At 51.6% G+C, this 26,044-nt stretch carries 17 protein-coding genes and 1 pseudogene; 12 read left to right on the forward strand and 6 right to left on the reverse strand.

What is annotated here, in order from left to right:
• The first annotated feature begins 124 nt into the window (after nucleotides 1-124).
• From pepN to ACO0K9_RS20405, 3 genes are all read left to right on the forward strand, one after another.
• Nucleotides 125-2,803 (forward strand): aminopeptidase N, encoded by a 2,679-nt coding sequence (gene pepN / locus ACO0K9_RS20395; RefSeq protein ID WP_422987921.1) that lies wholly within the window; start codon nucleotides 125-127, stop codon nucleotides 2,801-2,803.
• 210 nt (nucleotides 2,804-3,013) lie between these two features.
• Nucleotides 3,014-4,015, forward strand: coding sequence for a class 1 fructose-bisphosphatase (locus tag ACO0K9_RS20400; RefSeq protein ID WP_422987922.1), 1,002 nt, complete (start codon nucleotides 3,014-3,016; stop codon nucleotides 4,013-4,015).
• Between the two features lie 18 nt (nucleotides 4,016-4,033).
• The gene (locus ACO0K9_RS20405; protein WP_422987923.1) at nucleotides 4,034-4,348 is read left to right on the forward strand and encodes a hypothetical protein; all 315 of its coding nucleotides are present in this window, start codon (nucleotides 4,034-4,036) and stop codon (nucleotides 4,346-4,348) included.
• A gap of 289 nt (nucleotides 4,349-4,637) precedes the next feature.
• Here the strand turns inward: ACO0K9_RS20405 and ACO0K9_RS20410 are convergent, their stop codons facing one another.
• Both ACO0K9_RS20410 and ACO0K9_RS20415 read right to left on the reverse strand, forming a co-directional pair.
• Nucleotides 4,638-6,017 carry a hypothetical protein gene (locus tag ACO0K9_RS20410; RefSeq protein WP_422987924.1) on the reverse strand — a complete coding sequence of 460 codons (1,380 nt, stop codon included), beginning with the start codon at nucleotides 6,015-6,017 and terminating at the stop codon, nucleotides 4,638-4,640.
• A 149-nt stretch (nucleotides 6,018-6,166) separates the two neighbouring features.
• Complete coding sequence (locus ACO0K9_RS20415) at nucleotides 6,167-7,573, reverse strand: hypothetical protein (protein ID WP_422987925.1); 1,407 nt, start codon at nucleotides 7,571-7,573, stop codon at nucleotides 6,167-6,169.
• Nucleotides 7,574-8,231: 658 nt separating this feature from the next.
• Here ACO0K9_RS20415 and ilvD point away from each other — a divergent pair.
• Together ilvD and ribA are read left to right on the forward strand one after the other, a co-directional pair.
• Complete coding sequence (ilvD, locus tag ACO0K9_RS20420; protein ID WP_422987926.1) at nucleotides 8,232-10,109, forward strand: dihydroxy-acid dehydratase; 1,878 nt, start codon at nucleotides 8,232-8,234, stop codon at nucleotides 10,107-10,109.
• 430 nt (nucleotides 10,110-10,539) lie between these two features.
• A complete protein-coding gene (gene ribA / locus ACO0K9_RS20425; RefSeq protein WP_422987927.1) occupies nucleotides 10,540-11,172 on the forward strand; it encodes a GTP cyclohydrolase II in 633 nt (210 codons plus the stop codon).
• A gap of 183 nt (nucleotides 11,173-11,355) precedes the next feature.
• Here the strand turns inward: ribA and ACO0K9_RS20430 are convergent, their stop codons facing one another.
• The gene (locus tag ACO0K9_RS20430) at nucleotides 11,356-12,198 is read right to left on the reverse strand and encodes an HDOD domain-containing protein (protein ID WP_422987928.1); all 843 of its coding nucleotides are present in this window, start codon (nucleotides 12,196-12,198) and stop codon (nucleotides 11,356-11,358) included.
• Between the two features lie 385 nt (nucleotides 12,199-12,583).
• Between ACO0K9_RS20430 and ACO0K9_RS20435 the strand changes: the two genes are divergently transcribed.
• The 3 genes and pseudogenes from ACO0K9_RS20435 to ACO0K9_RS20445 all read left to right on the forward strand — a co-directional run.
• Nucleotides 12,584-13,429: an acyl-CoA desaturase gene (locus ACO0K9_RS20435; protein ID WP_422987929.1), complete on the forward strand. Its 846-nt coding sequence runs from the start codon at nucleotides 12,584-12,586 to the stop codon at nucleotides 13,427-13,429.
• Between the two features lie 17 nt (nucleotides 13,430-13,446).
• Nucleotides 13,447-14,541, forward strand: a complete 1,095-nt coding sequence (locus ACO0K9_RS20440) for an SRPBCC domain-containing protein (protein ID WP_422987930.1) — start codon at nucleotides 13,447-13,449, stop codon at nucleotides 14,539-14,541.
• A gap of 249 nt (nucleotides 14,542-14,790) precedes the next feature.
• A pseudogene (locus ACO0K9_RS20445) lies at nucleotides 14,791-15,066 on the forward strand (PepSY domain-containing protein); the annotation flags it as partial.
• 29 nt (nucleotides 15,067-15,095) lie between these two features.
• Here the strand turns inward: ACO0K9_RS20445 and ACO0K9_RS20450 are convergent.
• Genes ACO0K9_RS20450 through zwf form a run of 3 tightly spaced genes read right to left on the reverse strand, consistent with a single transcriptional unit; the run spans nucleotide 15,096 to nucleotide 18,153 of the window.
• Complete coding sequence (locus tag ACO0K9_RS20450; protein ID WP_422987931.1) at nucleotides 15,096-15,992, reverse strand: SIS domain-containing protein; 897 nt, start codon at nucleotides 15,990-15,992, stop codon at nucleotides 15,096-15,098.
• A gap of 11 nt (nucleotides 15,993-16,003) precedes the next feature.
• Complete coding sequence (pgl, locus tag ACO0K9_RS20455) at nucleotides 16,004-16,678, reverse strand: 6-phosphogluconolactonase (protein ID WP_422987932.1); 675 nt, start codon at nucleotides 16,676-16,678, stop codon at nucleotides 16,004-16,006.
• A 14-nt stretch (nucleotides 16,679-16,692) separates the two neighbouring features.
• The gene (gene zwf / locus ACO0K9_RS20460; protein WP_422987933.1) at nucleotides 16,693-18,153 is read right to left on the reverse strand and encodes a glucose-6-phosphate dehydrogenase; all 1,461 of its coding nucleotides are present in this window, start codon (nucleotides 18,151-18,153) and stop codon (nucleotides 16,693-16,695) included.
• Between the two features lie 302 nt (nucleotides 18,154-18,455).
• Here zwf and edd point away from each other — a divergent pair, with 302 nt between their 5' ends.
• The 4 genes from edd to ppc all read left to right on the forward strand — a co-directional run bounded on the left by edd (nucleotide 18,456) and on the right by ppc (nucleotide 25,926).
• A complete protein-coding gene (gene edd, locus ACO0K9_RS20465) occupies nucleotides 18,456-20,297 on the forward strand; it encodes a phosphogluconate dehydratase (RefSeq protein WP_422987934.1) in 1,842 nt (613 codons plus the stop codon).
• A 42-nt stretch (nucleotides 20,298-20,339) separates the two neighbouring features.
• Entirely contained in the window at nucleotides 20,340-20,993 is a 654-nt protein-coding gene (eda, locus tag ACO0K9_RS20470; RefSeq protein WP_422987935.1) for a bifunctional 4-hydroxy-2-oxoglutarate aldolase/2-dehydro-3-deoxy-phosphogluconate aldolase, read from the forward strand.
• Between the two features lie 127 nt (nucleotides 20,994-21,120).
• Complete coding sequence (gene pgi, locus ACO0K9_RS20475; RefSeq protein ID WP_422987936.1) at nucleotides 21,121-22,755, forward strand: glucose-6-phosphate isomerase; 1,635 nt, start codon at nucleotides 21,121-21,123, stop codon at nucleotides 22,753-22,755.
• Between the two features lie 384 nt (nucleotides 22,756-23,139).
• Nucleotides 23,140-25,926 carry a phosphoenolpyruvate carboxylase gene (gene ppc / locus ACO0K9_RS20480; protein WP_422987937.1) on the forward strand — a complete coding sequence of 929 codons (2,787 nt, stop codon included), beginning with the start codon at nucleotides 23,140-23,142 and terminating at the stop codon, nucleotides 25,924-25,926.
• Nucleotides 25,927-26,044: the final 118 nt, after the last annotated feature.

Here is a 26,044-nt window from a genome sequence, read left to right on the forward strand (position 1 = left end):
TGCATTATTGCAAAGTAATTATGACTGCTTTTGTGCCTGCTCACACACAGCTTGGTAAAATGGCAGTCTTCGCAGGGTTCACAAGACTTTGCCATTCCATTTATTTTCGCGAGATATTCAATCCATGCGCAACGATACTGCCAGCAAACCACAGACTATTTTCCGTAAAGACTACGTTGCCCCAGGTTTTTGGGTGGACACGGTAGAGATGGGTTTTGACCTTGATCTGCAAGCGACACACGTGGCAACCCGCATGACCATGCGCCGCAATCATGACAGCAAAGAGAAAGACCTGGTACTGTTCGGTGAATCCCTGAAGTTGCTGCAACTGCGCATGAATGGCGTCAGCCTGAAGAAAAGCGCCTACAAGATAGAAGGCGAAACCCTGCGCATTGCCAATGCCCCGGACGAAGTGACGCTGGAAATTGAAACACTGATCAATCCGCAAAAAAATACCTCGCTGTCTGGCCTGTATGCATCGAATGGCAACTTCATTACCCAGTGTGAGGCAGAAGGTTTCCGTAAAATCACCTGGTTCCCCGACCGTCCCGATGTCATGGCGAAATACACGGTCATGCTGCGTGCCGACAAGAAAAAATTCCCTGTCCTGTTAAGCAACGGTAACCTGATTGCAGAAGGTGATCTGGGCGATGGCCGCCATTTCGCCAAATGGGAAGACCCGTTCAAAAAACCATCCTACCTGTTCGCTCTGGTGGCCGGCAAGCTGGTGTGCCAGGAAGAAAAATATAAACTCAAATCCGGTCGCAAAGCCTTGCTGCAAGTCTGGGTGGAAGAAGGCAATCTGGACAAGACCCAGCATGCCATGGATTCCCTGAAAAACAGCATACGCTGGGACGAACAGCGCTTTGGCCTGGAACTGGACCTGGATCGCTTCATGATCGTCGCCACTGGCGACTTCAATATGGGTGCGATGGAAAACAAGGGCCTGAATATTTTCAATACCAAGTTTGTGCTGGCCAATCCATCCATCGCGACGGACGTTGATTATGCCGGCATAGAATCCGTGGTGGGTCATGAATACTTCCATAACTGGACCGGTAACCGCGTCACCTGCCGCGACTGGTTCCAGTTGTCGTTGAAAGAAGGCCTGACGGTTTTCCGTGACCAGGAGTTTTCTGCTGATCTGGTTGGCACAGCCACCGGTCGTGCCGTTAAACGTATCGATGATGTACGCCTGCTGCGTCAGGTGCAATTTTCGGAAGATGCAGGCCCTATGGCCCATCCGGTACGTCCTGATTCTTTTGTGGAAATCAATAATTTCTACACCGTTACGATTTACGAAAAAGGTTCGGAAGTCGTGCGCATGTATTACACCCTGCTGGGCCACGATGGCTTCCGCAAGGGCATGGATTTGTATTTTGAACGGCATGATGGTCAGGCCGTGGCATGTGATGATTTCCGTGCTGCCATGGCCGATTCCAGCGGTCGTGACCTGACCCAGTTTGAGCGCTGGTATAGCCAGGCCGGTACCCCACGCGTCAAGGTGGAAACGACCTATGATGCAGAAGCACAAACGTATGAAATCAAACTCAGCCAGTCTTGCCCGGCCACCCCGGGACAAGTTAAAAAACTGCCTTTCCATATCCCGGTTGCCATGGGTTTGCTGGGCGCTGACGGCAAGGACATGGCGCTGCATTGCGTCGGTTATGAAGCGCAGGCAGGTGCAAACAGCCTGGTGCTGGAACTGACTGAAGAAAGCCAGACCTTCCGCTTCAGCAAAGTCAGTAGCAAGCCTGTACCTTCGCTGCTGCGCAATTTCTCTGCACCGGTGGTGCTGGAAATTGATTATAGCGATGAAGAACTGGGCCTCTTGCTGGCCAATGACAGCGACCCGTTCAACCGCTGGGAAGCTAGCCAGCGCCTGGCTACACGCCGCCTGGTAAAACTGACCACTGCCGTACAACAAGGTGAAGAACTGACACTGGACAGCATGTTCGTCGACGCCCTGCGCGCCACCCTGAATGATGCCAGCCTGGACCCGGCTTTCCGTGAACTGGTGCTGACCCTGCCTTCTGAAGCCATGATTGCAGAAGAATTCAAGGTAGTGGACCCGCAGGCCATTCATGCAGCACGCAAGTTCGCCCGTGCCACCCTGACCGAACATCTGCGTGCCGATTTATTGAGTGCCTATGAAGGCCACCTGACACCTGGCAAATACAGCCCGGATGCCCAATCCATGGCCAGACGCGGTTTGAAAAACCTGGCCCTGTCGTATTTGCTTGAATGGTCGGATGATTCCACTTTTGATCTGGCGAAAACCCAGTTCGATGAAGCTGAAAACATGACAGATCGCCTGGCAGCACTGACCGCCCTGACTAACTTCAGCGGCAAGGACAAACATGCCAGGGCCGCTGCCAGGGCTTTGAACCAGTTCTTCAAAGACTTCAAGAAAGAAGCCCTGGTCATCGATAAATGGTTTATGTTGCAGGCCACCGCACGTACTACCGATGTCGCCAAAGTGCGTGAGCTGATGAAGCATCCAGCCTTCACACTGAACAACCCCAACCGTGCACGCAGCCTGACTTTTGCCTTCTGTAACGCCAATCCGGCGCGTTTCCATGCGCTTGACGGCAGTGGTTATGCCTTGTGGGCAGAATTGGTGATTGCATTGAACAAGCTCAACCCACAGGTGGCAGCCCGTTTGGCACGCAGCATGGATCGTTGGAAGAAGTATCCAAAGAATTTGCAAACCCATATGAAGGCAGCCCTGCAAAAAGTAGCTGATACCAAGAAGTTGTCGAAAGATGTGCTGGAAGTAGTCAGCAAGGCCCTGGCATCCTGAAAACCTGTTTTCGATCTTACTGCGCGAGCGCAATCGGAGTCTGCGCGGGGCTCATGCGCTGCTCAAAATGCTCATGTACTAAAGTACATTCCGCTTTTTGCGCTGCTCTTCACCCCGCTGACGCTCGCTCGCTACAGATCGTAAACAGGCTTTGAACGACTTATTGAACAAACTATTGACAAGAATTACTGAAAAAATCGAGAGAACAACATGAAACGTGTAAGCCTGACCCAGTACCTGGTCGAAGAGCAGCGCCTGAATAATTCAATACCGGCTGAACTGCGCCTGCTGATCGAAGTGGTGGCGCGTGCCTGCAAGACCATCAGCCATGCGGTAGGCAAGGGCGCATTAGGCGAAGTGCTGGGTACCGCCGGCAGTGAAAACGTCCAGGGCGAAGTGCAAAAGAAACTCGACATCCTGTCGAATGAAATTTTGCTGGAAGCGAATGAATGGGGCGGCCACCTGGCAGCCATGGCATCGGAAGAAATGGAAAGCATCCATCCTATCCCCAACCGCTATCCACAAGGCGAATACATGCTGCTGTTTGATCCACTCGATGGTTCCAGCAATATTGATGTCAATGTCTCCATCGGTACCATCTTCTCGGTATTGAAGGCACCGGAAGGCATGGGCAAGCCCTCCGAGCAAGACTTCCTGCAACCAGGCAGCAAGCAGGTCGCCGCTGGCTATGCCGTGTATGGTCCACAGACCGTGTTGGTATTGACCACCGGCAATGGCGTGAACTGCTTCACCCTCGACCGCGAAATGGGTTCCTGGGTACTGACACAACGCAATATGCAAATCCCGGAAGATACCAAGGAATTTGCCATCAATGCTTCCAACACCCGCCACTGGTATCCACCAGTCACACGGTATGTGGATGAAATGCTGGCCGGCAGCACCGGCCCCCGCGGCAAAGAATTCAACATGCGCTGGATCGCCTCCATGGTGGCCGACGTACACCGTATCCTGAACCGCGGCGGCGTCTTCATGTACCCTGCAGACAAACGTGAACCGGACAAGGCAGGCAAGCTGCGCCTGATGTATGAAGCCAACCCTATGTCCTTCATCGTCGAACAAGCTGGCGGCGCATCGACCGACGGCAAACAGCGCATGCTGGACATACAGCCAGAAAAACTGCATCAGCGTGTGGCGGTGTTTCTGGGTTCAAAAAATGAAGTCGAGAGAGTGACGCAGTATCATCAGGAATAATCAGACTGGGTGAGAGATATGTCGCAACAAATAGGTGATCTGGAAGTTGAAGTCATCTTGCGCAAAACAGAGCGCAGGGTGAATGCAAAGGCAATTTTGTACAGCAATTATCGGCGTCGCCCCAGCACATTTTTCATTTTGTTGGCGACGATTGGTGTGTACTACTTTTTGGACAAACTTCCTATTCCTCCCTTGCTTGTTGGTTTATTAGTTTGTCTGGTTAGTGTTGTGCTTGAGGTGAGTCGTGAGCTTTATATTGTTCACAAAAAATTGAACGCTGCGATTGAACTATTACAATTGCAAGAAATGGCAAATAGCGATATCTCGAAATAGTTAAATTTGACATGTTTGTATCGTGAAAAACGCGAAGTGTGAGCTTCGCGTTTTTTTGTCCTTGCGTATTTTGAGTAAAAACCTCTCAACACAGAGGGGATGTATCGATGTCGAATTTCATTTAACTCTGGCTACTTTCATTGAATGACTTGTTAATATGAGTTTGTATTCAATATGCACAAGGCTGCGCCAAGGTCGCTATGCCTCAGCTTCGTTCGAAGCTGCATTATTCAATATTCGACAAATACGCTTTCCATATTTCTTCTGCCTCCTGCTTGATCCCCCAGTTCTAATCCGGAACGAGCGTCATTTCAATGATCTGTTGGCTTGCCACCCCTAAATAATAAAATTTCCCCGCAAATCCGGAACTCACAATATTGCCATTGAATTTTGAATCGAGTGCGTCACTAGCCGCCAGTTGTTCGCCGGATTTCGCATCCCGCCACAACACGTGATCGCCCGCAGCGCTAAAATTCGTACCAATAATATTTCTGAGTGACTGAGGTCCTGTAATTGCCCAGAATGACGCCATGCGCTGTTCAGCTTGCCAACTTATGTTAAAGCCGCTCTCTGCATCGAAATCAAGGCCCGCCACTTTCCCGACGAGTTGGTCATTTGTGTAGATTCGCCCATTTTCCGCATCGACGCCGGGCTTTGAGAATTCTTGACTGGGTGCAGCGCCCGGGAAAGGTTGAACGCTATGGCTACGTTGACTATCTTGAACGTGAAAGGCCGAGATACGCAAGGGCTGAGAAGACTCCAGGAAATTGGTTTGTACTATGACCCAGTCATTCATCAATGCACATGCCGTTCCGGGCATTTCCCCATCTTGCACGTAGGTTGGCTGCCATGATTCATCGAGTAAAAATTGATTTCCGGCATAACGATAACGCCAAATTTTGGTGGTACCTGGACAGTACACATATTCCACGCCATCGTGTTGCCCCATCGAGACTCTCCCTATTACCGTCTCCGGTGTTTCGATTTGCGCCAAGATGCGCAGATCGTCCGGGTCGATCGCCACCAGGAATGAGGGAATTGCATTTTTAACAGCCGCTCTCAAACCTAAAATTGAATTCACTTCGGTCGTGCCGCGTTCTATGGATTTGGCCATCAGGATTCCCTCACGCGATATGACAAAGCCGTTGTACGCTGCGCCACCTTGCCCCGGATGCTCCGGCAAACGGGCTTGCTCGAATTTGGCAGTTTCGGCATCAACCTTGGCGATAATATTGCCTGCAATCGCATATAGATAACCATTGCCGTGCACGCCCAGCGCACCCGGCCAGTCGAAGTAGTTTTCGCGTTTAACCTTTAAGCAAATCCGCCACTGCTCTGACAAGTCTGTGGGATTGATTTTTGCCACGTAGGCACCATCCCCTTCGCCAACGTATCCGCCATAAACAAATAGTTCGTCGCGTTGTCGAGTGACAATATTGTAAGGATTCAGGTATGACGCACCCGATCTGCGGGTGGAGACCTGAATATTCGACGAGTCAGTAAGTTGTTGCGTGTTGCAAGTGTTTGGAAATTGCGACCTACGCATTGAGTCATAGTGTTCCGAAGGCATCAGTGTCGAATACCATGGTCCGTCGGATTTACCTACTTCCATTGCAGCAGAGGCTGCACATGGGCATGCAACAACCTGCGGTACTTTCGCGTGATTCATTTAAAATCTCCCAGGATTTGAAGCGCCATGCACAGGCATGGCGCTTTTGCTATGCGGAATTAATCTGAAGTTGTATTGATTTTTCTGTACGGATGCAGGGAAAATTTTTCTTGGACGAGAAACAGCTTCCTTCTCATGCATGATTCTATTTATGGTTTTGGCGACGACAAGCCCTGCCAGATGACAAATCCGCCGAGTACACTCAGGTAAGCGTTTCCGTCGGGTCCGATGGACAAACCAGCGTAATAATTATTGGCCAAAGTTTCGCCTACGATGCCGCCTTTGAGGAATTCAATGGTTGCGCTGCGCTTGAAGAGCTGGCCTGTCTCAAAATCCAGAGCGGCCCAATACCAGCCATCTGCATCCTTGGCGTAAGTGTAAAGCAAGCCATCTCCACTGGATAATTGCGAGACAACCGATGGTACCGATATCGAATTATTAGCCCACACCACCTGCGATTCTCCTGTCGCCGGATCAAAATCGACGCGGTTAATGCCGGGCGTTGTCGTGAGTGGCCCAATGGTGCTTTTTACATCTGAATTGCCGAAATTGTTTTCGACTATGATCGAATGATTTAACGCGATCAAGGAATTTTCGCAAGAATTCTGTTCCGGATATTCAATGAAAACTGCTTGTTGAGCCGCTAGTTTGCCGCTTTCCCGACGATAGACATTGACATGCATTTGCGTGGCGTTATCTGTGATTGCAACGAATTGATTTCCTTCAAAATCGTCAAAACAGGTAGGTGTTGTACCAGAACCTTGCTGATTTTGACCAGATTTGGTTTCGGTGCCGCGATCGTATGTGGTACGCCAAACATTCTGTGGACCATTTGTGGACGCCTGATACCGATACAACGCGTAGTCGGTCACGACATACACGCCATCATTGCCGTCGCTAGCAAATGACTTGCTGATTTTCTCTGCCGCATCGGCACCAACGGCGCCTTGTACACTACAGGAAAGTATTTGTTGATTGCTAGCGTCGACGTAACCCACGATGCCTGCCTGAGAAATAAACCAATAGTTCCCGGCACTGTCAGGAAGAACCGAATTAAGGGCATCATCTATATTGTTGAGTGCAAGAGCAAGATCGTAGGACTGGTTCAGTTTGATTGTATTGTTATCGGTCGAGTAAATCTGAATTTGCTGATTACCAGTAACGCACACGACATTGCCCGCTTGGTCCAGGTAAAAATATCCGCCGGCAAAGCTCAATCCGCTGGTTTCCTGCCTGGGTGGCAATGTACATTTGGCTATTGTCTCAAGCGAGCCGGGCTCCAGCAACAGAATAGTTGGATCGCTCGCGCCGCTCTCTCCGGTCGCGGAGATACCGATTCTGATAGTGACCAGTTGCCCTTTCGCATTAAATGCAATCGTCGCTGCAATGCCGGGCGGTTGTATCAACCGTTGTTGGACGGATTGATATGCCGCATTTGCCGGCCCCTTCACCGAGCAGGTATCGGTCTGGTACGCGTTGAAATGGACTTCACTGAAATCATTCGGAGCCATAAAGGGGTTTTGATAAATAGCTGGTGTTGCAATTGGCGTTGGCATGATATTTCATCCTTAAAGGAACGTTTCAGCGACCGAATACAATATGTTGAAGTGCATGAAGCAATGCATGCGATCACAGTATCTGAATCGAAAATTTTTTAATGCGTCACTGAACTGGCTTAGAAAATTACAAGCGCTCATTTACCACTATCGATACCTTCGGGGTCATGAGTTAGAAGGCATTTGTCTAACAAAAAGTTTATTCTCTCAATCCGACGAATCGGAACGGTCACCCGCTACGCATTGCATCTCAATCATGATTTATATCGTGATCAACTTAATGCTTGTATTCAAGTATCAGAATAATTGCCACGATTGAATAGCAGGCGAAAACAGAATAGTTAATTATTATTTAATCTTCTTATTTTTACAAGACTTTTTATAAACGTTATGTACGTGTTGCTGCACACCATTTAAAAACGATTGCACGGAGACACAGAGAAAAACATGAGAAAACCTGAATACTTTTTAAAGGTTTTGATTTTCTCTGTGACCCCTCTGTGTCTCCGTGCCTCTGTGGTGAGCTTTTTGGTCTTGAAAAAACAAATTAATACTTTTTTCGACCTAATTATTAATAAATTCAATATTTGACATATCACTCCACGCAAGGCAATCTCTCATATACTATTTTTATCGTTTAACACTCTGGAGTGTCATCATGCCCGTCTACCGTTCCCGTACCACCACCCATGGCCGCAATATGGCGGGTGCCCGCGCTCTGTGGCGTGCGACTGGCATGAAAGATGGTGATTTCGATAAACCTATCGTTGCGGTGGTCAATTCCTTCACCCAGTTTGTGCCTGGTCACGTGCATTTGAAAGACCTGGGCCAGATGGTGGCGCGTGAGATTGAAGCGGCTGGCGGTGTGGCAAAAGAATTCAATACCATTGCTGTGGATGACGGTATCGCCATGGGTCATGGCGGCATGCTGTATTCACTGCCTTCGCGCGAATTGATTGCGGATTCGGTGGAATACATGGTGAATGCCCACTGTGCCGATGCCATGGTGTGCATCTCCAACTGCGACAAGATTACCCCCGGCATGTTGATGGCTGCCATGCGTTTGAATATTCCTGTCGTGTTTGTATCCGGCGGCCCGATGGAAGCGGGCAAGGTGCTGGAGACTTTGCATCCCAAGCAGACTGGCGAGCAAAGGATCATGAAGATCGATCTGGTTGATGCCATGATCAAGGCTGGCGACAGCAAGGTGTCGGATGAAGAAATTGGACGTATTGAACGTTCTGCCTGCCCGACCTGTGGTTCCTGCTCCGGCATGTTCACGGCAAATTCCATGAACTGCCTGACCGAAGCGCTGGGTCTGTCCTTGCCAGGCAATGGCACGATTTTGGCGACCCATGCCGACCGTAAGGAATTATTCCTGCGTGCCGGTCGCCTGGTGGTGGAACTGGCCAAGCGCCATTATGAACAGGATGATTACTCCATTCTGCCACGCTCGATAGCCAACAAGGCGACCTTTGAAAACGCCATGGCACTGGATGTCTCCATGGGTGGTTCTACCAATACCGTCTTGCATTTGCTGGCAGCGGCACATGAGGCTGGCGTGGATTTCAAGATGGCTGATATCGACCGTATCTCCCGCAAAGTACCTTGTCTGTGCAAGGTCGCGCCGATGACCGATAAATACCATATTGAAGATGTGCATCGTGCTGGCGGCATTATCTCTATCCTCGGTGAACTGGCACGTGCCGGTTTGCTCGATACCACACGCCCAACCGTACATAGCCCAACGCTGGCTGACGCGATTGCGCAAAACGATATTGCCGTGACTGACAATGCGGCGATACGTAAATTGTTCAGTGCTGCACCAGGTGGCGTGCCTACCCAGACTGCATTCTCGCAAGACAAGCGTTTTGACAGCCTGGATACCGACCGCCAGGCTGGCTGCATACGCGACAAGGCGCATGCCTATTCGCAAGATGGCGGCTTGGCTGTACTGTATGGCAACCTGGCAGAAAAAGGCTGCATCGTCAAAACCGCGGGTGTCGATGAAAGCATTTTGAAATTTACCGGCAAGGCACGTGTATTTGAAAGCCAGGACTCGGCAGTAGAAGCCATCCTTGGTGATACAGTACATGAAGGCGATGTTGTCATCATCCGTTATGAAGGCCCTAAAGGTGGCCCTGGTATGCAGGAAATGCTGTATCCAACCTCGTATATCAAATCCAAAGGCCTGGGCAAAGCTTGCGCCTTGTTCACGGATGGTCGTTTCTCGGGTGGTTCTTCCGGCTTGGTCATCGGCCATGCTTCACCTGAAGCAGCAGAAGGCGGAACCATAGGTCTGGTGGAAGAGGGCGATATCATAGAAATCGATATTCCGGCCCGTACCATCAACCTGAAGGTCAGCGATAGCGATCTGGCACAGCGCAGGGCAGCAATGGAGGCACGCGGCCCGCTAGCCTGGCAGCCGGTAGACCGCGACCGTTATGTCTCACAAGCCTTGCAGGCTTATGCAGCCCTGGCAACATCGGCTGACCGTGGCGCGGTCAGGGATATCACCCAGTTGCAGCGTAAATAAAAGCGTCGCCCCAGCGAAATAATCCGCTGCTTGACATCGCAGGGCATTGGTATAAACCGATGCCCTTTTTTTATTTTAGAAATCCTCTAAGCTGTTAGAACCTGTTTACGATCTGTAGCGAGCGTCAGCGGGGTAAGGGTAACAAAAACGCAGCGCAAAAAGCGGAATGGTCTCTAAGTACATGAGCATTTTGAGCAGCGCATGAGCCCCGATCACGCCCGCGCAGTAAGATCGTAAACAGGTTCTTAGCTACTTGCTTTCTGGCACGCCGACCATACATAGTGAGCAGAGCTGGTAAATAATACGATCGTTCACCGCCGAAGTAGGAAATGCACGCCTCGTTTATACTCTGGTCTGGGCCGTCAGGTTTTTAATGCCGGTCATAGCAGAATACCAAGCAATATTTATAAAAAGAATCCGCGAGAATTGTATGTTAAGCAATGACCAGCCTGTCGATCTGAAGGAACAGGCACTGGAATACGTTACCTCCTGTAATTTGCCCATGAGCTGGGCGACTTTCCGCATGCATGCCTTTGTTGAAACGGCAACAGGCAAGGAGCATATCGCCCTGACCCTGGGCGATGTGGCCGATGGCCAGCCGGTGTTGGCACGCATCCATTCCGAATGCCTGACGGGTGATGCCCTGTTCAGCCAGCGCTGCGATTGCGGCCCGCAACTGGAACTGGCCTTGCAAAAAATTGCCCATGAAGGACGCGGTGTCTTGTTATATCTGCGCCAGGAAGGTCGCGGTATCGGTCTGGTCAACAAAGTCCGTGCATATCGCCTGCAAGATGAGGGCGCGGATACGGTAGAAGCCAATCAAAGGCTGGGTTTTGCGGCTGACTTGCGTGATTACAGTCTGTGCGACCCCATGCTCAAGCACCTGGGTGTCAGCTCAGTCAAACTGATGACGAATAACCCGCGCAAGATCGCTGCGATGGAAGGCATGAAGATCACGGTGAAAGAGCACATTCCCCTGATTATCAAACGCAATCCGTTTAACGAGCGTTACCTGGCCACCAAGGCTACCAAGCTCGGGCATCTGATACAGCCAGAGCTGTAAGAACCTGTTTACGATCTTAAGCGCGGGCGCAATCGGAGTCCGCGCGGGGCTCATGCGCTGCTCAAAATGCTCATGTACTAGTGAGGATTCCGCTTTTTGCGCGGCTCTTCACTCCGCTGACGCTCGCTACAGATCGTAAACACGTCCTAAGACTTTCTGCCACCAGCCGGTCGTCTGCAGGATTTAGACTTCCACCATGTCCTGCAGCTTTTCAAATTCGGTAGCGGCTTCACTCAAGACTTCATCCAGCAAAGCCTGATCCAGGCCCAGGCTTTCCCACGATTGCCCGGTGATTTCTGGCGGTGCCAGATCGGGCGTGGTCGTCACTCTTAGCGCGTGGGCTATGCCATCTGCGACATGGATGATGGTTGCCAGAAAGCCCAGGCCGGGCTTTTCTGGCTGATGATGACCAGAAATGGCCTTGATCATCATTTCCGAAAAATTCCACTGTATGGCCAGCGCTTCGCCTATCGCCGCATGGTCGATGTCGATCAAACTCTTTTCAGTTTCGTATTGTGTGTCTGGATGTTCCAGCCTGTGGGCCAGCACCGCTTCATATGCTTCGGTATAGGAAGTCGCCAGCACCAGTGCGCCTATGTCGTGCAGCAGACCGGCGGTAAAGGCCACGTCGGTATTAAATTGCAGACGCCGCGCCAGAATCTTGGCAACAATCGCAACCGCATTGGAATGACGCCAGAAATCCTTGTGGCTGAAGCCACGACAATTGTTTTCCGGAAAACAGCCAGACAGCGCCGCTGTCATCACAATCTGCTTTACCGTACTCAGGCCCAGCAGAGAAATCGCCTGCTGCACCGTGGTGACCTTGATCATGGTCGAGTAATAGGCTGAATTGGCGTAACGCAGGGTTTTGGCTGTCAGCGCAATATCGAGGCTGACTTTTTGCGCCAATTCATGCATATCCAGTTCATCGCTATCCATGCTGTTCAGCAATTCCATCACGATTGCTGGTAAAGTTGGTAAATCTTTAACGCTGTCGATAATCTGGGCAAGGGAGATGGAGTTCATACGGAATTTCCTGCAATGCTGATTCCTATAGATTGCCAGAAATTTGGCAATTGGACATGCATTTTTCTTATGTGCACCAAAATGTTACGCAAGAAGCCACAAAGTTGAGCATTTCGAAGAATGCCGCATTTTGCATTTTTGTGTCAGGATGCAAGATAAGTTATTAAAAAGAGTAGATTCAACTGCCAGATTGATTGTTCGCAGGCCTTGGTCAGGTACGCTGCTTTGTTGGTGTACTCGCAGAAATAGGTCCTTTTCCGCATGAAAATTTATGAAATCAATTCAGCCTTTTATTATTGATCATCGTGTGCTTGCTACTGATGTCCTTTGTGTTCAGGCTGGCAGCGTCAATTATTCGTTATTGAAATCTTTTTGGTTTCTAGGAATGCTGTCTGCCGCGATCTTAGGTGGCATCAGTTATTTCAATTGGTCGGCATTGATACTGTTCATCTTGTCCACGGCCGTGGTTTTGCTGTTTGGACATTCGCTGGGTAGCCACAGAAAGCTGATACACAATAGCTTCGAATGTCCATTGTGGTTGGAATACCTTATGGTTTATCTGGGTGTGCAAGTAGGGCTGGCTGGACCGATAGGGCTATTGCGACAACATGAATTGCGTGATTACGCGCAACGTCTGCCAGATTGCCATGATTACCTGCGGCATGGTCGTCGTATCTGGGTGGATGGATGGTGGCAATTACATTGTGATCTGCATTTACATCACCCGCCAGAAATTCGCATAGAAAGCAAAATAGCAAATGACGGTTTTTATCGGTTTCTGGAAAAAACCTGGATGTTGCAACAATTGCCGATTGCCATGCTGTTTTATTGCTGGGGTGGCTGGGCATTTGTATTTTGGGGTGTGTGCGCACGTGTTACTACAGGTGTTTTTGGCCACTGGTTCATTGGCTACCTTGCACACAATCATGGGCAACTGCGTTATGAAGTCAGTGGTGCTGCGGTACAGGGGCGCAACATACGACTTGCTTCATTGCTGACCATGGGTGAGTGCTGGCACAACAACCATCACGCCTATCCTGGTTCTGCAAGACTGGGTTTGCTGGCTGGTGAATGGGATCCGGGCTGGTGGGTTCTTCTGCTGTTAAAGAAAATGAGACTGGTTTCCAATTTGAAGTTGCCGGGTGATTTGCCGGTTCGACCTGAATTGCATGTACATACGGTAGCCACGCAGCATGCGCGCCACAAAAAATGCCGAAATGCGGCAGTTTGACGAGATAAAAGACATCTATGAATGAAGATGAGAGTAAGGAAGTACAGCCATTAGTTCCGTTGGTGGCAGTGAACGCGAATAAAGAAATCATTGAAGGGTCCGTTCTGGAAGTAGTAAATGGTTCGGTTCTGCCAGCACCACGGAAGAAAGTGCTGCCTTTTTCAAAATGGTTGCCATTCATTGCCGGTGCTGTCATTGGCGTTGTGCTGAGGCTGGTTTTTTCCGGCGCCCCCGGGTCGGCTTATACCGCCATGGCGAGCGCGTTTATCTGGCTGGTACCACTGGCGGTTGGGGCAAGTACCGTGTTTGTTGCCGAGTGCCAAACGCGGCAAAGCTGGTGGTTCTATGTGACAGGACCTATTGTTGCGAACACCCTGTTTGTATTGGGTACGATGGCGATTTTAATAGAAGGCATGATTTGCGCCATCATTATCATCCCTCTGTTTGCTGTGGTTGGTGCGCTTGGAGGGCTGTTGATGGGGGTAATTTGTCGTACCACCAATTGGCCCAGGCAGGCAGTATCCGGGTTTGTGGTGTTGCCACTGTTGTTTGGTGCAATCCCGGCATCTGATCCTGATCTACAACGTATAGCTACGCTCGAACGTACGATACAGATACAGGCTTCGCCAGAACAGATCTGGCATCAATTGCATCATGCAGAAAACATACAGCAAGATGAAGTAGGGCAAGCCTGGATGTATCGAATAGGTGTTCCTTCGCCACTTGCGGGCATCACCCGCGAAACCCCGACGGGACTTGTACGTACAATCAGGATGAACAAGGCCATTTACTTTGATCAGGTTTCAACTGATTGGGTGAAGAATCAATATGTGGTCTGGCGTTACCGCTTTTACCCGGATTCTTTTCCACCCAATGCGCTCGATGACCATGTGATGATAGGTGGGCGATACTTCGATATTCTGGATACGACTTATTCCCTCAAGCCACTGACCGCACAAACTACAGAACTGAAGATACAAATGCGTTATCGGGTGAGTACAGATTTCAATTGGTATGCCGACGCTGTTGCCAAATTACTTATTACGGATTTTGAAGAAGTGATCTTACATTTCTATCAAAAAAGAGCAACAACAAGACTCGATAAGACTTGATTGATTTGATGGCAGGCCCTGCTAAGCCCTGGCCGGGGCAGCGATTCAACATGTGCAATGGCACAGTGCATTCTGGATCGACTATACACTTATGAGTACTTGGCATTTGAGCAGCGACTTAAGGTATTTTAAGGATTTGACAAAATTGGATATGGTGCGGGAATGTGCGATGAACTACAGGGATTCCCCTTATTTTCGCGTCCGGTTTTTTTCCCACGTTTCCTATTGTATGGTGGCATTAAGGCTACACATGGCGATGTCGGCCTGGGTAATGCCTGGCTGTATTTTGATGGCAGGGATGGCCGTGCCCTGGGTGGCAAGATTCCCGGTACCGGCAGTACCGGGGATATTTTCCTGCAGGCGCAGTTCCCGCTGCATTCCGGACGTATCCTGGGGTTGACGGGACGTATCCTGATTTCACTACTGGGCCTGGTAGTTGCCATGTTGAGCATCACCGACCTGATCATCTGGATAAGGAAACGACGGGCCAGGGCTGTCACTAAAGTCGTAGCAAGGCCAGGCTGATCCGGTTATTGCTTACGATTTAACTGACCTCAGCTTATTTTGGGCACTAGGCGTTTTTCACTGATGCTGGCCTTGGCTCTTTCCAGCATATCAATGGCAGCCGGACCACGCAGCAGGGTGACAGCGACTGCCAGCGCATCGATATACGTCAGATGCGCGAGGCGTGAAGTCATGGGGGTGTAGATATCCGGATCTTCTTCCACATCCACACCGATGTGTACGTCAGCCAGTTCGGCCAGCGGGCCACCACTGGCACACAATACCAATATCTTGGCACCAGCTTCCTTGGCCAGTTGCACGCTGTCGATCAGGTCGCGTGTGCGGCCTGTGCGTGAAAAGGCGACGACAACACAATCGCTATTGAGCAGGGTAGCAGACTGCGCCTGCAAGTGGGCATCGCAAAATACCGTCGTCGGTATGCCAAAGCGGAAAAATTTCAACTGCGCATCAATCGCCAGCGCGCCGGAATAACCCAGGCCATAGCATTCTATGCGACGGGCGCGCGCCAGCAGGCTGACTGCGGCTTCAAAGGTGGCGGTATTGGCATTATTGCGGGCTTCCATCAGGGCGGCGATGGTGCGGTCAAATACCTTGGGCAAGACATCACGTACATGATCGGCCTGGTTGACATCCAGATGCAGGTAAGGGATGCCGGTTGCCAGGCTTTTGGCAAATGCCAGCTTGAAGGTCTTGAAGCCATCAAAGCCCAGGCTCTGGGCAAAGCGGGCGACTGTGGGTTCACTGACATCGCAGGCCTGTGCCAATACACGTATCGACATTTCCAGCGCATCATGCGGCTTTTGCAGCAGGAACTCTGCCACCTGGCGCTCAGCACGGCTCAGGGCTGTGCTGGCAGTGCGTATGCGTGCCAGCAAGCCTTTTTCAGGCGGGCTGTTGGGTTTGTTGTCAGAAAACGGGTTTGCCATAGATGTATTGTTTACGGACACCAGAAAACATCTATGGTACAGCCTGCTTCGCGCAATAAGGACGCAACCGGCAGATTATTTTCTATCGCCTGATCCAGTACCTGACGTTTTTCAGCGCCAGTAATCACCAGCCAGATGCGTTTGGTGTTCAGCAGGCGCGGCAAGGACAGCGACATGCGGCTTTGCCGGGTCTGCGGATGCACGGCTGCCAGGCAGGCCAGGTCATCATGCTGGGTAGGTGCGCCGGGAAACAGCGAAGCGATATGCCCATCCGCACCCATGCCCAGCAAGACAGCGCTGAAAGCCTGTGGCAATTGTTCATTCAGCCTGGCATGGATGGCTTCGGCGGCGACTTCTGGTGTATTCGCTGCATTTTTCAGCGACACCAGTTGCCAGCGTTTGTCTGTGGCAGACGCTGACAGGCAGCGACGGAACAGGCCTTCATTGCTTTGCTTGTCCTGATCTGGCACCCAGCGTTCATCGGTGGCGACCAGTTTGATGGGCTGATGCTGATCCACATCGGCCAGCAACTGATCCAGCCGCTGATAGACCGGGGCAGGCGTAGAACCGCCAGCCAGCGCAAAGCTGGCGCTGCTGCCAGTGGGTGTTGTCTGTATCACGTCCAGCCATTGCTGGCTGAGGGCTTCGCTCAGGGCGGCGAAATTTTCGAAGGTATGGTATTTCATCGTCATTTTATCGCTTAACTTTCCACGAATTCTTCGCCCCAGGCAGCACCGTGCTGGGCCAGCAGATAACTGGCAGCAGAGGGGCCCCAGCTACCGGCGATGTATGACTTCAAGCCTTCGCTATCGTTTTTCCAGGCGCTCATGATCGGGTCTATCCAGGCCCAGGCAGCGCTCAGTTCATCATCACGTACGAACAGGGTCAGGTCACCATGCATGGCGTCCAGCAACAGGCGCTCATACGATTCCACGCGGCGTGAATTCGATACTTCGGCAAAGTCCAGATTCAGGGCCACGTCCGACAGGCGTATGCCTTCGCCTGGCTCTTTGGCCTTCATGTACAGTTGTACGCTTTCTTCCGGCTGCAGCGAAATCACCAGGCGGTTCGAACGCAAAGGCCCTTGTGACTTGCCGAAAATGGAGTAAGGAATCGGTTTGAAATTAATCGTGATTTCAGCACTGCGACTGGCCATGCGCTTGCCGGTACGCAGGTAAAAGGGCACACCAGCCCAGCGCCAGTTATCTATCTCGGCGCGTATGGCGACAAAGGTTTCTGTGCGCGATGCCGGTGGTACGCCAGGTTCATTCTGGTAAGCGATGACAGGTTTGCCATCGACCGCACCGGCACGGTATTGGCCGCGCACGGTTTTCTTGCTGGCTTCATCTGGCGTGAACTTGTGCAGGGCGCGCAAGACTTTTACTTTTTCATCACGGATGGCATCCGGGTTGGCATTCACTGGTGGTTCCATGGCGACGATGGACACTAGTTGCAGCAAATGGTTTTGTACCATGTCGCGCAGGGCGCCGGTATGGTCATAGAAATCGCCACGTGATTCCACCCCCACCTGTTCAGAGATGGAAATCTGTACATCCTGTATCCACTTGCGGTTCCACAATGGTTCAAGGAAGGAATTGGCAAAACGTAGCGCCAGCAGGTTTTGCACCATCTCTTTACCCAGATAGTGGTCGATACGGTAAATCTGGTTTTCGTTCAGGTAGCTGCGCAGGGACTGGTTAATTTCTTTGGCTGACTGGGCATCACGACCCAGCGGTTTTTCGACTACCACGCGGGCATTGCCTTCAACCAGGCCATGCTTGGATAATTGCTCAACCACGGGAATAAAAATATCCGGGCCAGTCGCCAGGTAGAACAGGGTGGCGTTGTCAGTGCTGGTATGCAGGCTGTCTTTCAATGCCGCAAAATCATCCGGGATGCGGGCATCGATTTTTGAATAATGGGTGGTCGCCAGAAAGGCGGCGCGTTTTTCTTCCGTCGCACCGTCAACATTGGCGGCATACGATTCTATGGCGGCAGCGACACGCACACGGAATTCTTCATCCGACAATTTTTCACGGGCAGCACCGATGAACTTGAAGTTCTGGTCCAGCCGGCCATTCACAAATGCGCTATACAAAGCAGGGATGATCTTGCGCTTGGCAAGATCGCCAGTGCCGCCGAATAAGACAAATGTGGTCATGCTGACTCCGTGTTGTGTCGGTTGTTATGTTGGTTGCAATACAGACGTGTCGCTGTGTGTTGCGAGATATGTACTACATTGGTACTACATTGATGATAGTGGCTTATCCTGATTATGCCAGAAAATATTCAAAAATGTAGTTTCATTACGATAAATTTGATGTTTTTTCTAAATAAATCAGCTAATAAATGAAATACTGAAAGTTTGTTACAAAAAATCAGGATTTATGCTATCTTTATTGGTATTGCATCAGTATTGCCAAAGCTTTCTTATTTTCGCCCTTTTGGGCCTCAGGTGTTTATATGACGACATCCCCATCCACTAGCTTGCACCCTGTTATCGACAAGGTCACACAGCGCATTACCGAGCGCAGCAAAACCTTGCGCAGTGCTTATCTTTCCCAGTTAGAACATATGCGTGGTCGCGGCCCGCGTCGTGCCAGCCTGTCTTGTGCCAATCAGGCGCATGCCAATGCGGCCATGGATAGTGGCACCAAGATCTGGCTCAACCAGGCACAAAAACCGAATATCGGTATTGTCACTGCCTATAATGACATGTTGTCGGCGCACCAGCCGTATGAAAACTATCCGGCACAGATACGCCATACGGCCCTGCGCTTTGGCGGTACTGCCCAGGTGGCCGGTTCCGTACCTGCGATGTGCGATGGTGTGACGCAAGGTCGCCCTGGCATGGAATTGTCTTTGTTTTCGCGTGACGTGATCGCCCAGGCGACTGCGGTGGCTTTGTCGCATGATGCGTTTGACGCGACCCTGTGCCTGGGTATTTGCGACAAGATTGTGCCTGGCCTGCTGATCGGTGCCTTGGCCTTTGGTCATCTGCCAACCATTTTTATACCGGCAGGCCCCATGGGTTCTGGCTTGTCGAATAAAGAAAAAGCGGCTGTGCGTGAACGCTATGCGCAAGGCAAGGCGACAAAAGAAGAATTGCTGGCTGCAGAAAGCGCGGCGTATCACAGTGCCGGTACCTGTACTTTCTATGGCACGGCCAATAGCAACCAGATGTTGCTGGAAGCCATGGGCTTGCATTTGCCCGGTGCGGCCTTCATACATCCGTCTGACCCTTTGCGTAGTGTCCTGACCGATGCAGCGGTGGAGCGTGTCCTGCAGTTGACAGAACAAAGCGGCAACTACAAGCCTATCGGTCAACTGGTCAATGAAAAAACCATCGTCAATGCCGTGATTGCCCTGCTGGCAACGGGTGGTTCCACCAATCACACTATCCACTGGATTGCAGTTGCCCGCGCTGCCGGTATCATCATCGATTGGCAGGATTTTGATGAGCTGTCATCGGTCATCCCCTTGCTGACGCGTGTTTATCCTAATGGTACTGCCGATGTAAATGCCTTTGAAGATGCCGGTGGCCCGGTCTTTGTGATCCGCGAACTGCTGTCAGCCGGTCTCATGCATGCGGATGTCATGACCGTGTTTGGTAGTGACGGTTTGAACTCACACACCAGTCGCCCGGTATTGACCGACGATGGCAAGGTCAGATGGGAAGCCTTACCGGCAGAGTCGACTGATACCACGGTGGTGCGTAATGTGACTGATCCATTTGCACCTACCGGTGGCCTGCGTTTATTGCATGGCAATCTGGGGCGAGCCATCGTCAAGGCCTCTGCCGTGCCTGAAGATGCGTGGATCATCAAGGCACCTGCCAAGGTGTTTGAATCGCAGGATGCTTTAGTCAAGGCGTACAAGGCGGGCGAGCTGAATATGGATTTTGTTGCGGTGGTGATCTTCCAGGGGCCGCAGGCGAATGGCATGCCTGAGCTACATCAATTCACCCCTGTGCTGGGCAGCCTGATGTCGGCTGGCTACAAGGTGGCACTGGTGACGGATGGCCGCATGTCCGGTGCATCCGGCAAAGTGCCGGCGGCATTGCATGTCAGTCCTGAAGTGGCACAAGGTGGCCCGCTGGGCAAAGTACGTGACGGTGATCTGGTAGAGTTGAATGTGCATACCGGCGAATTGCGTGCCTTGGTGGATGCCGATGTCTGGGCCCAGCGCGCCGTGCGTGAACTCAGCAAGGAGCCGACCTTTGGTTATGGCCGTGACCTGTTTGCTGCGCAACGTCGTGTCGTGACTGCGCCAGAACATGGCGCATCCACACTGTTCATCGACTAATGCCGAAAACTACATCACTATTTCTGAAAGCGAAACAAGATCATGAGCCTCAATATCAGTATGAGCAAGCGTAATATCATCGCCCAGCTCGAACAAATCCGCGTGCTGCCTATACTGGTCACCGATGATGTGGATCAGGCGATACGCTGTGTCACAACCCTGGCAGAAAATGGCTTGCCAGCGGTGGAAATCACCCTGCGCACACCAAATGCCATGACGGTATTGCGTGAAGTCGTCAAGGCTTGCCCGACAGTGACTGTGGGTGCCGGCACGATACTGACGCAGGTACAACTGGACGCGGTCAAGGCGGCAGGCGCTGCCTTTGGTATCAGCCCTGGTATCACGCCGGTATTGGCCAAGGCTGCGGCTGATTCCGGCTTGCCGTATTTTCCTGGGGTTGGCGGTGCCAGTGATTTGATGCTGGCGCTGGAACATGGTTTTAATGTTGTCAAACTCTTTCCTTCGGACATCGTAGGCAGCACCAAGATGGCCAAGGCCCTGGGCGGCCCTTTCCCTGATGTGAAATTTTGTCTGACAGGTGGCGTGACCGTAGAAGCGACGCCGACCTTGTTACAGCAATCAAATATCTTGTGCGTCGGCGGATCATGGATGTGTCCGGCTTCACTGATCAATGCCTGTGACTGGGCCGCCATAGGTGTGCTGGCAGCAGCGGCAGCCGCAGCTGGCAAGAAGTAAATATTGTCACGAATGCGGGCTAGGTACAGCGCTGCATTTGTGCTGCTGGATATGTTTTAGCAGATATGTTTTAGCAGATATGTTTTAGCAGTTTTCGTAAATCACTTTTCGCAAATTAAGCAAGATCATGGCTACTTCCGTTTCCCGTACTCCGCTCTGGTGTTTGTTGCAGCAACGTGCCACCAATATGCCCAGTCTGAAAGAATTGTTTCGTGCTGATCCGCAGCGTTTTACGCATTTTTCTGCGTCCGCCTGCGGCATCATGCTCGACTATTCCAAGCAACGCATAGACACGACCGCCAAGCTGAATTTGCTGGCATTGGCCAGGCAGCAGGATGTGGAGTCGAGGCGGGATGCCATGTTGCGCGGTGAAGCAATCAACCAGACGGAAAATCGCGCTGTTCTGCATACGGTCTTGCGCCTGCCCAAAGGAGAAGCCTTTGATTTGAACGGCGACAATATCGCGGCGGATGTGCATCTGGTGCTGGCGCAGATGCGCAGCTTCAGTGACGCGGTAAGGGAAGGGCGCTGGTTGGGTTACACCGGCAAAGCCATACGTACCATCGTCAATATCGGTATCGGCGGTTCTGACCTGGGGCCGCAGATGGCCTGTATTGCGTTGGCACCCTGGTCACAAAAAAACCTGTCACTGCATTTTGTTTCTAATGTGGATGGCCGCCACGTGGCGGATGCGCTGGCGAATGCAGACCCGGAAACGACCTTGTTTGTGGTGGCATCAAAAACCTTTGCCACCATGGAGACATTGACCAATGCCCGCACGGCGCGTGAATGGATGTTGTCGCATGGTTGCCCGCTTGATCAGATACGCCAGCATTTCGTGGCACTCAGCACCAACGTCAAGGCCGCAGCTGATTTTGGTATTGCCCCTGAAAATGTGTTCCCGTTCTGGAACTGGGCCGGCGGCCGTTATTCGATGTGGAGTGCGATAGGTCTGTCGATTGCGCTCTACGTGGGCGCAGATCGTTTTGAAGAAATGTTGGCCGGCGCACATGAAATGGATTTGCATTTTGCCCAGGCACCGCTGGAACAGAATCTGCCAGTGTTGATGGCCTTGATAGGCGTATGGAATATCAATTTCCTCGGCCTGCAAGCCTTGTCGATTGCGCCTTACCATCAACGCATGACACGTCTGCCAGCTTACTTGCAACAGCTGGAAATGGAAAGCAATGGCAAGTCAGTCACGCGTGAAGGTCAACGGGTAGATTACACGACGTCACCCATCCTGTTTGGCGAAGCGGGCACCAATGGCCAGCATGCTTATTTCCAGTTACTGCATCAGGGGGCAACCATCATCCCTACCGACTTTATCGTGGTGGCAGATGATGATGCCGGTTTGCCTGGCCACAACCAGGCGCTGCTGGCGAATTGCTTTGCCCAATCCAAGGCCATGGCCTGGGGCAAGAGCATGGAAGAAGTGCGCTCAGAACTGGGAGACTTGCCAGAAAAAATATTGGCCCCCCGCGTGTTTGAAGGCAATCGCCCAACCTCTACCGTCTTGCTGGATTCTTTGACACCACGGTCTTTGGGTGCATTGATTGCCTTGTATGAACACAAGGTCTTCGTGCAATCCGTGATCTGGGATATCAATGCCTTCGATCAATGGGGAGTGGAACTGGGCAAGTCCCTGGCACAGCAATTGATCAGCCTTGATCCAGACGCAGTCAAGGAAGATTACGATAGCTCAACCAAGGGTTTATTGCAGGCAGTGGGTCGCAGCCATAAGCTGAAGAAGGCCGCTTAGAACCTGTTTGCGATCTTACTGCGCGAGCGTGATCGGGGCTCATGCGCTGCTCAAAATGCTCATGTACTAAAGTACATTCCGCTTTTTGCGCTGCGTTTTTGTTACCCTTACCCCGCTGACGCTCGCTCGTTACAGATCGCAAACAGGTTCTTAGGGCAATATGTCCTTCGTGCTGGTCTGCACACAGGCATTTGTTGTAAGCAAGCCTCAGCCTGTTTGATATATCAAGCCTCAGATTATGGCGTGTGCTTGTTGTCCTGGCAGATGCTCACTCTGTAGCGCTGCGTGCTGAAGCTGCAAAACTATTGCCTGATATATGGTCTCAGTCAAGAACACAAGAATTTTCATCACTCCGATTTTATCCTTACCGTAGAATTTGTCAGCATGAACGCCCACCTACATCCACAATTAAAAATGAACGATATCAGCGACGACAAAGACCAGAGCCTGCGGGAAGACATACGCAGGCTGGGGCGTATCTTAGGCGATACGGTAAGAAACCAGCATGGCGATGAAGTGTTCGACCTGATCGAACAGGTGCGCCAGAATTCCATACGCTTTCGCCGTGATGCTGATGAAGCCGCACGTGCCGAACTGGAAACCACACTGGATACGCTGACCAATGACCAGACCACACAAGTCATACGCGCTTTCAGTTATTTTTCACATCTGGTCAACCTGGCAGAAGACCAGCATCACATACGCCGTACCCGTGCCCATCTGATTGCGGGTTCCGCGCCGCGCCAGGGCAGCCTGGCGCACACGATAGAAGCGCTGTACAACACCGGCCACGGCAGCCAGCAATTGCTGGATTTTTTCCAGACGGCACAAGTGTTCCCGGTATTGACGGCCCATCCTACTGAGGTGCAGCGCAAGAGTATCTTGAATTGTCAGATGGTGATTACGCGTTTGCTGGATGAACGCGACCGCATGCAATTGACGCCGGAAGAATCTGCCGCCAATGAAGAGGCAATTGGGCGTGCTGTATTGACGCTGTGGCAGACACGCATGCTGCGCACTTCCAAACTGTCGGTGCTGGACGAGGTGGAAAATGGTCTGAGCTTTTATGACTACACCTTCCTGCGTGAATTGCCGCACCTGTATGCCGGTCTGGAAGATTTATTGGCCAGCAAGGATGCCACGTTCGCGCAACATGAATTGCCCAGCTTCATGAAAATGGGCAGCTGGATAGGTGGCGACCGCGATGGCAATCCTTTCGTGACTGCCACTGTGCTGGAAAAAACCCTGGCCATGCAGGCGGCCCGCGCTTTCAAATTTTATCTGGAAGAACTGCATACCCTGGGCTCGCAATTGTCGATGGCCAATCTGCTGGTCAAGGTGTCGGATGATTTGCTGGCACTGGCAGAACGTTCACCCGATCATTCACCGCATCGTGCGGACGAACCGTATCGCCTGGCAATCAGTGGCGTCTATGCACGTCTGGCGGCCACGTACAAGCAATTGCTTGATCTTGAACCGGTGATTCATCCCAGCGGCATTGCCGAGCCGTATGCAACGGCGGAAGAACTGGTGGCTGATCTGGATATTGTCCATTATTCCTTGCATGCGAATGGTTCTGCAGCGATCACGCGTGGCCGTTTGCGCCACTTGCGCCGTGCAGTCAAAGTCTTTGGCTTTTACCTGGCCCCCTTGGATTTGCGTCAAAATTCGGATGTACATGAACGTGTGGTCGCCGAGCTATTGCAGGCGGCCAATCCTGAATTGAAATACCTGGATTTGAATGAAGACCAGCGCATCGAGGTCTTGATCAAGGAAATCAGTTCGGCCCGCCCACTGGCTTCGCCTTACCTGACGTATTCTGAAGAAACCCAGTCAGAACTGGCAATTTACCGTGCCGCCTGCACGGCACAACAACGCTATGGCAAAGGTGCGGTACCGAATTGCATCATCTCCAAAACCGATGGCGTGTCTGATATGCTGGAACTGGCCTTGCTGCTGAAAGAGTCAGGCTTGCTGCATCCGGCTGAAGGGCGTGTTGATGTCAACATCATCCCGCTGTTTGAAACCATCGGTGATCTGCAAAACAGTGCCCCCGTCATGGACAGGTTGTTTGGCATACCGGCCTATGCACGCTTGCTGGCCAGCCGCAACAATGCGCAGGAAGTGATGCTCGGTTATTCTGACAGTAACAAGGATGGCGGCTTTTTGACTTCGGGCTGGGAATTGTATAAGGCTGAACTGGATCTGGTGGAAGTATTCGCCAAACATCAGGTGCGTCTGCGCCTGTTCCATGGGCGCGGTGGTTCGGTTGGCCGCGGTGGTGGCCCCAGTTACCAGGCTATCCTGGCGCAGCCTGCCGGTGCCGTGCAGGGGCAAATCCGTCTGACCGAGCAGGGTGAGGTGATCACGGCCAAATATGGCAATCCCGAAGTCGGTCGCCGCAATCTTGAAGTGCTGGCTGCGGCCACCATGGAAGCCAGCTTGCTGGCGTATACCGAAACGGCACCCAAGCCTGAATTTTTGTCTGCCATGGAAGAATTGTCTGACCATGCCTTCAAGGCTTACCGTAATCTGGTGTATGAAACCGAAGGCTTTGAACAGTATTTCTGGGAATCGACCGTGATTTCCGAGATCGCCGGCCTGAACATCGGTAGCCGACCTGCATCACGTAAAAAATCGACAGCGATAGAAGACTTGCGTGCCATACCCTGGGTATTCAGCTGGTCACAATGCCGTTTGATGTTGCCGGGCTGGTTTGGTTTTGGCAGCGCGGTACAAAGCTATCTGACCGCGCACCCGGATACCGGCATGCAGACCTTGCAGGCCATGTTCAAGGAATGGTCATTCTTCACGACGGTGTTGTCGAATATGGAAATGGTGCTGGCCAAGAGCGATATCGGCATTGCCAGCCGCTATGCACAATTGGTGAAAGATGAATCTTTGCGTAACCGCATCTTCCCGCGCATACAGGCTGAACATGAAGCGACGATCGCGATATTGAAGGCTATCTCCGGTCAGGACGAATTGCTGGCAGCCAATCCATTGCTGGCACGTTCGATACGTAACCGCTTCCCTTACCTGTCACCCTTGAACCATGTGCAGGTGGAATTGCTGGAGCGTTATCGCAATGGAGATGAAGACGAGCGCGTGCGCCGTGGTATACATTTGTCCATCAATGGTATTGCTGCCGGCTTGCGCAATAGCGGCTAAGCAGCAATTGTCCCCGCATAAAAAAGCCTTCCCTGTTTTTAGCAGGGAAGGCTTTCTTGATTCAACTTGTAGTTACCCCGTAGTTGCCTCGTAGTCGTCACGCTTGCAGCAAATGGGG

This window comes from Undibacterium sp. Ji50W, assembly GCF_049340445.1.
In the GTDB taxonomy this organism is placed as follows: domain Bacteria; phylum Pseudomonadota; class Gammaproteobacteria; order Burkholderiales; family Burkholderiaceae_D; genus Undibacterium.